The sequence below is a fragment of the Pseudonocardia terrae genome (assembly GCF_021343995.1).
In the GTDB taxonomy this organism is placed as follows: domain Bacteria; phylum Actinomycetota; class Actinomycetes; order Mycobacteriales; family Pseudonocardiaceae; genus Pseudonocardia; species Pseudonocardia terrae.
The window spans coordinates 167,335-175,544 of the sequence record NZ_JAJTTE010000007.1 but is presented as its reverse complement, the minus strand read 5'-3'; the positions used below and the strand labels follow the sequence as shown (position 1 = coordinate 175,544).

Genomic DNA, 8,210 nt, shown 5'->3' with positions numbered 1-8,210 from the left:
TGGCGTTGCGCCCCGACCCGGCGGCCGTGGGGTTGATCTCGGTGGATGTCATGGTGGTGTCTCCTGACGCGTCGGTGCGCTCCGGCCCCGAATGCTCAATGGGGACCGAACCACCGGGAATGGGGAATCCCTCGGGAGCGAGGAAAGGATTCCCCTAGGGACGGGAATTCATGACCGTTTCGCGCACCCCGTGTCCCGTCGTCGTTTCGGCACGCAGAGTCCGCGAAACGTCGTCGACCCTCCAGGGTCGGTCCTCGTTCCGCTGCAGCGCCATAGGTAGTTCCTCCAATTGCCCCGCCCGGCGCACGCGTTCGACGGTGAGGCATCCCGACCCGGCCGCGCCGGACGACTGCGCCACTCGTGTGCGCGCCCCGGGCGCTGCGCCGTCGGTCCCGAGCACGTTCACCACCGCGATGAGGAGCACGCCATGACGAGCACGCTGGCCTCGGCCGCCGAGCTGTACCTCGACGGAGGGTGGACCGCCGGCGGTGGCACGTTCACCACCGCCAACCCGACCACGGGCGAGACGCTCGCCGAGGTGGCCGCGGCCGACGCCGCCGACGTCGACCGGGCGGTGGAGGCAGCCGCCCGAGCACTGCGCGGGGAATGGGCCGCGACCCCGCCGTCCGCCAAGGGCGCGCTCCTCCACACCCTCGCCGGCCTCGTCGAGCGGGACGTCGAGACGCTCGCCCGGCTCGAGGCGCAGGACATGGGCGTGCCGCTGGGCATTGCCCAGGGACTGTTCGTGCCGAACCTGATCGCGTCGCTGCGCTACTACGCCGGCTGGGCCGACAAGATCAACGGCGATCTCCTCGCCACCGACGGCTACTTCGGGGCCCCGACGCACTCCTACACCCGGCGCGAGCCGATCGGCGTGATCGCCGCGATCGTGCCGTGGAACGCGCCGCTGATGATCCTGGGCTGGAAGCTGGCGCCGGCGCTGGCGACCGGCAACACGGTGATCGTCAAGCCCCCCGAGGACGCGTCCCTGTCTATCCTCCACCTGGCCCGGCTCGTCGACGAGGCCGGCTTCCCGGCCGGCACGGTCCAGGTCCTGCCCGGCCTGGGCGAGGTGGCCGGCGAGGCCCTCACCCTGCACCCGGGTGTGCACAAGGTCAGCTTCACCGGCTCCACCGAAGTCGGTCGGCGGATCCTGCGCAACTCCGCCACGCACTTCACCCGCACCACCCTCGAGCTGGGCGGGAAGTCCCCACAGATCATCTTCGACGACGCCGACCTCGAGTCCGCGGTCCGCGGTGCGGCGATGGGGCTGTTCACGAACCAGGGCCGGGTGTGTGCGGCGGGCACCCGCATCCTGGTCCACCGTTCGGTGGCGGACGCGATGCTCGACGGGCTCACGCAGGCCGCCGAGGCCCAGGTCCTGGGTGACCCCCTGGCCCCGGAGACCACCATGGGGCCGCTGGTCAACGCGGCGCAGCGGGACCGGGTGCTCGGCTACCTGCACCGTGGCCTCGACGAGGGCGCCACCCTGGTCGCCGGCGGAGCCGCCCCCGATGGGCCGGGCCATTTCGTGGCACCGACCGTGTTCGCGGGCGGGAACGACATCACGATCAGCCGGGAGGAGATCTTCGGCCCGGTCGGCACCGTCATCACCTTCGACGACGACGCCGAGGCGATCGCGCTCGCCAACGACAACCGCTACGGCCTCGCCGCGACGGTGTGGACCTCCGACGTCCGCCGTGCGCACGCCGTGGCGGCCGCGTTGGAGGCCGGCGCCGTCGGTGTCAACGGCTGGTCGCCGCTGGCGCCCCAGCTGCCCTGGGGCGGGCTGAAGGCCAGCGGGATCGGCCGCGAGCTCGGCCACGAGGGAATCCTGGCCAACACCGAGTCCAAGACCGTCACCGTCGTCCTCTGACAGCCCGAGGAGCCAGAATGACCGACACGAACGAGGCGATCGCCGCCCTCACCCGCCGGGTCGAGGTCCTCGAGGCCGAGGCGGACATCCGGCGCCTCCAGGCCCGCTACATGTTCCTGTGCGACACCCCGATCCCCGAGTTCGACGTCGCCGACGACGAGCAGCGCATCGACCTGATCATGGAGCTCTACACCGACGACGCCGTCTGGGAGGGTGTGGGAGAGTACTACGACGGCCAGTTCGGGCGCGCGGAGGGAGCGGACGCGGTGCGCAGGCACTTCGAAGGCTTCTGGTCGCAGGAGCGGGACCCGGCGCTGGTGCTCAACGCGCATTACCTCACGTCCGAGCAGATCCAGGTCGACGGTGAGACCGCGACCGGCCAGTGGATCCACATGCAGCCCTGGCTGTTCGCCGACGGCTCGTCGGTGCTGCGCTCCAGCCGGCTCAACAACGCCTTCCGCAAGGTCGGCGGGAGCTGGAAGATCTCGCGGACCCGGACCGAGAACGTGTTCGTCGCACCGTTGCCCGACCGTTGGGCCGGCGACTACCCGTCACGTTCGGTCCTCATGCGGCCGTGACCACTCCGCGGGCGGACCCCACCGACGTGGTGGTCCACATCGTCGACGACGACGAGGACCTCCGGGAGTCGTTGAGGTTCCTGCTCGCCAGCGTGGGCATCCAGGCGCTCGACTATCCGGACGCCCCCACCTTCCTCGCCGAGTTCGACCCGGCGGAGCCGGCCGTGATCATCGTCGACGTCCGGATGCCCGGGATGAGCGGCTTCCAGCTCCAGGAGGAGCTGGACGGCCGCGGGTACCCGGCGCCGATGATCTTCTGTTCGGCGCACGGCGACATCCCCATGTCGGTGCGCGCGATGGCCCGCGGCGCGGTCGACTTCCTGGAGAAGCCCTACGATCCGCAGCGCATCCTCGAGGTCGTCCAGCAGCAGCAGGCACTGGCCCGCCAGCGATTCGTCGCCGACATCGAACGCCGGGAGGTGGAACGCCGGATCGCCGAGCTGACCCAGCGCGAACGCGAGGTGCTGCGGCTGGTGATCGAGGGCATGGCCAGCCAGGCCGTCGCGCGGCGGCTGGGCACGAGCGTCAAGACGATCGACGTGCACCGGGCCCGGATCAAGGCCAAGACCGGCGCCGACAGCCTGGGGGCGTTGGTCCGCGACATCCTGCTGCACCGCATCGAGGTCTGACGCCGCGAGGTCACCAGGACGGGCCGCAGACGGGAGCTCTCCCGTCCGCGGCCCGTTCCTCATCCGCGCAGTACGGACTCCGCCCAGCATCCGGCGCGGAGCAGTGCGGTCTCGGCTCCGGGGGCGCCGACCAGCTGAATTCCCAGGGGCAGACCGGCCGAGGTGGAGAGACCGGGCACGGTGAGGGCCGGGAACCCGAGCGTCTGCCACGGTCGGCTCAGCGCCGGGTCACCGGTGGCCGCCAACCCCTTCGGCGCAGGTCCGAGCGCCGCCGGCCCGACAACGGCGTCGTACGAGCCGAACAGGGCGGCGATCCGTTCACGGCCCCGGGCCACCACCGTGCGGCCGTCATGCAGCTCCTCGGAGCCGATGGCCGCGCCGCGGCGGAGCAGCTCGGCGAGTTGCGCGCTCAGCTCCTCGGCCCGAGCCGCCTCGGCGGCGCGTTCGACCGCCGCCTCGGCGGCCATCACCACGGGATGAGCCGCGGTCAGTGCGGCGACCACCCCGGGGTCGGGCAGCTCGTCGACGAGTGCACCGGCGGCGGTCCAGAGCTCGCGGGCCGCGAGCAGGGCTGTGCGCATCTCGGGATCGACGGGGTTCGGCTCCGCGGACCAGAGCAACAGCCGGGGCGGACGCGCCTCGGCTCGCCCGGCGTCGGGTTCCCCGGTCAGCGCCGCGAAGGCCAGGGCGAGGTCGTCGACGCGGGCGGCGAACAGGCCGTGGCTGTCCAGGCTCGGACTCAGGCCCGTCACGCCGTCGACCGGGATCCGGTCGTGGGTGAGCACCAGCGCGGCGACCCCGCAGAACGACGCGGGTCGGGTGACCGAGCCCGCCGTCTGCGAGCCGAGGGCCAGCGGCACCTGTCCGGAGGCGACGGCGGCCGCGGAGCCGCTGGACGAGCCCCCGGGCGTGTGCCCCGGCGCGGCCGGATTGCCCGTCGGGCCCGGCGCGAAATAGGCGAACTCCGTGGTCACGGTCTTACCGACCGGAACGGCACCGGCCCGGCGCCACGCGGTCACGATCGCGGCGTCGGTGTCCGCGGGCGCGGCGTCCGCCCGGAGCGACGATCCGCACCGCGTGGGGAAGCCGGCGACGTCGACGATGTCCTTGACGCCCAACGGAACGCCCCGGAGCAGCCCTGCGGGCGACGGGTCCGGCGTGCTGGTCGCCGCGGGCGGCACGACCCAGGCACGAAGGCCGGTCTCGGTCGCCGCGACGCGCGCCCGCGCGCCTTCGAAGGCCGCGCCCGGGGTGGTGCGCCCGGCGGCGAGATCGTCGACCAGGGCCCGCAACGACCAGGGTCGGTACAGCGCGGACGGCGCGCTCATTCGTCGGCCCACTCGGCGTCGGCGACCCAGTAGTGCACGCCGCTCGGGCCGATGTCGTGGCGCCACTCCGAGGTCCGGCGCAACGTCGGCTCGACGCGGGCGGTGACGAGGTCGGCCTCCTCCGGGCCGTCCCCCGGGACCTGCCAGTGCACCCAGTTCAGCTCTCGTCCCTCGGCGTCGTGCACGAACAGGTCGACGTGCCGCCAGCCGAAGCCATGGGTGTCGTTGTAGCAGGTCAGCGTCATGCGGTGGTCGCTGTCCGGGGCTGAGGTCACGGGCGCTCCTCGTTGTCGGGCCGGGGTGGGTCAGGCGCTGAGCCGAGCGGTTCCCAGGCTGTGGAACCGGCGCTGGAAGTACACCAGCGCGCCGCCGTCGTCCTGGGTGCCGACCTGCTCGACGTCGATGAACAGCACGGTGTGCGACCCCAGCTCACGACGGGCCCAGATGCGGCCGATCACGGTGGCGGCGGCGTCGCGGAGCACCGGGACGCCGTGACCGGTGAGGTCCCAGCGGTCGTCGGTGAAGCGCTCCGCGGTCGGGACCTTCGTGGCGCCGGCGAAGTGCATCGCCAACTCCTCGTGCTCGCCGGCCAGGACGTTCACGCAGAGACGGCCGTTGCCGACCAGCACGGAATGGGAGCGGCTGGAACGGTTGACGCACACCAGTACCGTCGGCGGGGAGTCGGTGACCGAGCAGGCCGCGCTCACGGTCATACCGGCGCGGCCGTGGGGGCCGTCGGTCGTCACGACGTTGACCGCGGCCGACAGGTTGGCCATGGCGGAGCGGAAATCTGACTGGGTCCGGGTCGGTTCGGGCATTGCTCCTCCTGGACTTCTCGGCCGATCGGAGATCCGTCGGTGGGTACCGGAAAAGTACGACCCGGCACGGCGACCTCGATATCGAGAGTTCCTCCGGGCTCACTGAGGCTTTTCCCTACTCGGGCCGCCGATCCGCGGACAGTGGCAGGGCGAAACCGAAGCGGGAGCCGCCGCCCTCGCGTGCTTCCGCCCAGATCCGCCCGTGCTGCCGGGTGACGATGCGGTAACTCAGGGCCAGACCGATCCCGCTCCCCTCCTCCTTGGACGTGAAGGACTCGGCGAAGGGATCCCGTACCAGGCCACGGCCGCTGTCCTCGACGGTCAGGACGGCCTCGCCGTCGGCGCCGCCGGTCGTGATCACGAGCTCCCGCTCGCCCTGCGGGCAGGCCGTCATCTCGTCGATGGCGTTGAAGCACAGGTTGAGCAGCACCTGACCGGTGAGCACGCGCTCGCAGACGGCCGGCAGTGGCTCGGGGTGGCGGTGCAGGACGACCCGCACGCCCGGTTCGGCGGCCCGCAGCCGCACGAAGTACAGACACTCGTCGACCACGTCGTGGAGGTCGACCACCTGACTCGTGTGTTCGAGGTGCCCCACGAACGCCCGGACGGCGCCCACGATCGCACTGGCCCGGTCGATCTGGCGGACGGCGCTGCCGATGCCGAACCGGAGACGGTCGGCGGACTCGTGCGACAGCGTCCCCTCGTCCTCCAGGACGCCCGCATGCCGGGTGGTCCCGGCCAGGAAGTTCCCTGCCGCGGCCAACGGCTGCCCGAGCTCGTGGGCGATCGCCATCGCCATGTCGCCCATGGCCGTGTACCGGGCCTGGTAGTTCTCCCGCTGCAGCTCTCGCTCGCGCAGCACCTCGCGGTGCACCCGTCCGGAGACGTCGTGGAGGATCATCAACAGCCCGTCGCCGTCCGTCTCGGCGAGCCGTTCCAGGGTGCCCTCCAGCCAGATCACCTCGTCGTCGGGGCGTGGCACCTGCAGCTGCACCTCGGCCGTGGGCGCCGCGCGGGCGACGAGGTCGGCCCAGGTCACCGGACGACCACCCACCCGCAGGGTGCCGAGCTCGTCGAGAGGACGGCCCATGTCCTCCGGCACCATCCCGAGCAGCGCGAGGGCGGTGTCGGTGGCGAACCGGACGGTCCCGGCGGCGTCCAGGGTGAGAGCGATGGTCGAGGTGTGGCGGGCCAGGGCGTCGATCGACGAGGTCGTTCGGCGCAGCGCCTGCTCGGTGGCCTGCTCCCGCTCGATGTCGCGGAACTCGACCATGACCGCGGGCCCCTGCGCCAGCTCGACGCGCCTCGCCAGGGCATCCGTGGGCACCACCCGGCCGCTGCGCGTGCGGTAGTGCCACTCGATGCGGCTGCTCCCCCGCTCCACGGCCTCCTGCAGCCAGGCGCGGCCGAGCACGCGGTGGTACTGCGGGGCGGTGCTGCTCATGTCGTTGGCCTTGAGCGGACGCAGCTCGTCGAGGGGCCAGCCGAGCAGCTCGCACGCGGCCGGGTTCGCCCAGAGGATGTTCTTCGTCTCGGCGTCGTGCACCAGCACGCACGTCCTGGCCGCGTTCATCAGGGTCACCAGGTCCTGGGTGACGATCTCCGGCGCACTCGGGTCGACCGACATCGGTCCAGCGTAGGGCGCGGTCGGCGGGGCGAGCTGAAGGAATCCCCTACGGAAAGGGCGGGATATCCCTAGCCGGGCAGGGATGGTTCTGATTCCGGCGGACGCGGCCTTTTCCTACCGTCGATTCGGCAACCGCATCGACGAGGAGGCACGATGCTGCGGAATGAATCGGGAGCGCTCACCCTCCCGGCGACGCAGGAGAGCGTGAGCGGCGCCGTTCCGCTCGAGGAGGTCCTCCGCGAGTTGGTCGACCGCCGCAGCGAGTTCCGCGCGCTGCGGTACGTCCCCAAGGACTTCGTGGCGCGGCTCAAGCAGGCCGGCCTCTACCGCGCGGCCGCCCCGGCGCGCTTCGGCGGCGAGCCGCAGCCGCCCGCCGAGTTCCTGACCCGCATCGAGCGGATCTCCGAGGTCGACGGGTCGACGGGCTGGGTCGCCAGCTTCGGCTCCGCGCTGATCTACCTGGCGGCGCTGCCGATCGAGACCCAGGAGAAGATCTACGCCGACGGCCCGGACGTGGCCTTCGCCGGTGCGCTCTTCCCCCCGCAGCGCGGTGCGGAGACCGAGCGGGGCTACCGGCTGTCCGGCCGCTGGAAGTTCGCCAGCGGGTGCATGGGCGCCGACCTCCTCGGCGTCGGGATGCCGGGCGACGAGGCCTCCGGCGGCAAGCCGCGGACCGCGGTCCTCCGGCCCGAGCAGGTCGAGATCGTCCAGGACTGGGACGTCGTCGGCATGCAGGGCACCGGATCGTTCGACCTGGTCGTCGACGGCGTCGAGGTCCCCCGCGAGTGGACCTTCGTCCGCGGCGGCGAGCCCACCGTCGACGAGCCGCTTTACCGCTACCCCACCATCGCCTATGCCGCGCAGGTGCTGGCCGTGGTCGGTGCCGGGGTCGCCCGCGCCGCACTGGACCATGCCCGTGAGGTCGGTGGCGGGTACAAGGGCGTCACCGGCGCCCCCAAGCTGGCCGACCGCGCCTACTACCGGACCGAGGTCGCGCAGGCCGAGGCCGCGCTGCGCTCGGCCCGGGCCTACTTCTACGAGTCGACCGGGCAGGCGTGGGACACCGTTCTCATCGGGGACCCGGTCACCGACGAGCAGAACGCCGAGCTCCGGCTCGCCTCGGCCCACCTGGCGAAGACCGCGTCGGACGTCGTGGCGCAGCTCGTCGAGGTCTCCGGAACCGCCCCGATCACCACCACTCACCCGTTGCAGCGGCTCCTCGGCGATGCCCTGGTCCCCAAGCAGCACGCGTTCCTCGGCCCGGCCATCTACGACGCAGCCGGCGCGGTCCTCATGGGCCTGCCCGCGACCACCCCCGGCTTCCGCTGACGGCACCGCCCACCGACCCCCACGA

8 protein-coding genes are annotated in these 8,210 nt (G+C 72.2%); 4 read left to right on the top strand and 4 right to left on the bottom strand.

Annotation, left to right across the window (positions count from 1 at the left end):
• Nucleotides 1–427 precede the first annotated feature (427 nt).
• From LWC33_RS07190 to LWC33_RS07180, 3 genes are read left to right on the top strand one after another with little or no spacing between them, the layout of a single operon-like run.
• Entirely contained in the window at nt 428–1,876 is a 1,449-nt protein-coding gene (locus tag LWC33_RS07190; protein WP_233303449.1) for an aldehyde dehydrogenase family protein, read from the top strand.
• Between the two features lie 17 nt (nt 1,877–1,893).
• Nucleotides 1,894–2,454, top strand: coding sequence for a nuclear transport factor 2 family protein (locus tag LWC33_RS07185; RefSeq protein WP_233303448.1), 561 nt, complete (start codon nt 1,894–1,896; stop codon nt 2,452–2,454).
• The gene (locus LWC33_RS07180; protein WP_233303447.1) at nt 2,451–3,083 is read left to right on the top strand and encodes a response regulator transcription factor; all 633 of its coding nucleotides are present in this window, start codon (nt 2,451–2,453) and stop codon (nt 3,081–3,083) included. The genes LWC33_RS07185 and LWC33_RS07180 overlap by 4 nt, the downstream gene beginning before the upstream one ends.
• A gap of 59 nt (nt 3,084–3,142) precedes the next feature.
• Here the strand turns inward: LWC33_RS07180 and LWC33_RS07175 are convergent, their stop codons facing one another.
• From LWC33_RS07175 to LWC33_RS07160, 4 genes are all read right to left on the bottom strand, one after another.
• Nucleotides 3,143–4,411 (bottom strand): amidase, encoded by a 1,269-nt coding sequence (locus tag LWC33_RS07175; protein WP_233303446.1) that lies wholly within the window; start codon nt 4,409–4,411, stop codon nt 3,143–3,145.
• Entirely contained in the window at nt 4,408–4,686 is a 279-nt protein-coding gene (locus LWC33_RS07170; RefSeq protein ID WP_233303445.1) for a hypothetical protein, read from the bottom strand. Before LWC33_RS07170 ends, LWC33_RS07175 begins: the two co-directional genes overlap by 4 nt.
• 30 nt (nt 4,687–4,716) lie before the next feature.
• Nucleotides 4,717–5,229 (bottom strand): flavin reductase, encoded by a 513-nt coding sequence (locus LWC33_RS07165; protein ID WP_233303444.1) that lies wholly within the window; start codon nt 5,227–5,229, stop codon nt 4,717–4,719.
• Between the two features lie 115 nt (nt 5,230–5,344).
• A complete protein-coding gene (locus tag LWC33_RS07160; protein WP_233303443.1) occupies nt 5,345–6,856 on the bottom strand; it encodes a PAS domain-containing sensor histidine kinase in 1,512 nt (503 codons plus the stop codon).
• A 153-nt stretch (nt 6,857–7,009) separates the two neighbouring features.
• Here LWC33_RS07160 and LWC33_RS07155 point away from each other — a divergent pair, with 153 nt between their 5' ends.
• Nucleotides 7,010–8,185 carry an acyl-CoA dehydrogenase family protein gene (locus LWC33_RS07155; protein ID WP_233303442.1) on the top strand — a complete coding sequence of 392 codons (1,176 nt, stop codon included), beginning with the start codon at nt 7,010–7,012 and terminating at the stop codon, nt 8,183–8,185.
• The last annotated feature ends 25 nt before the right edge of the window (nt 8,186–8,210 follow it).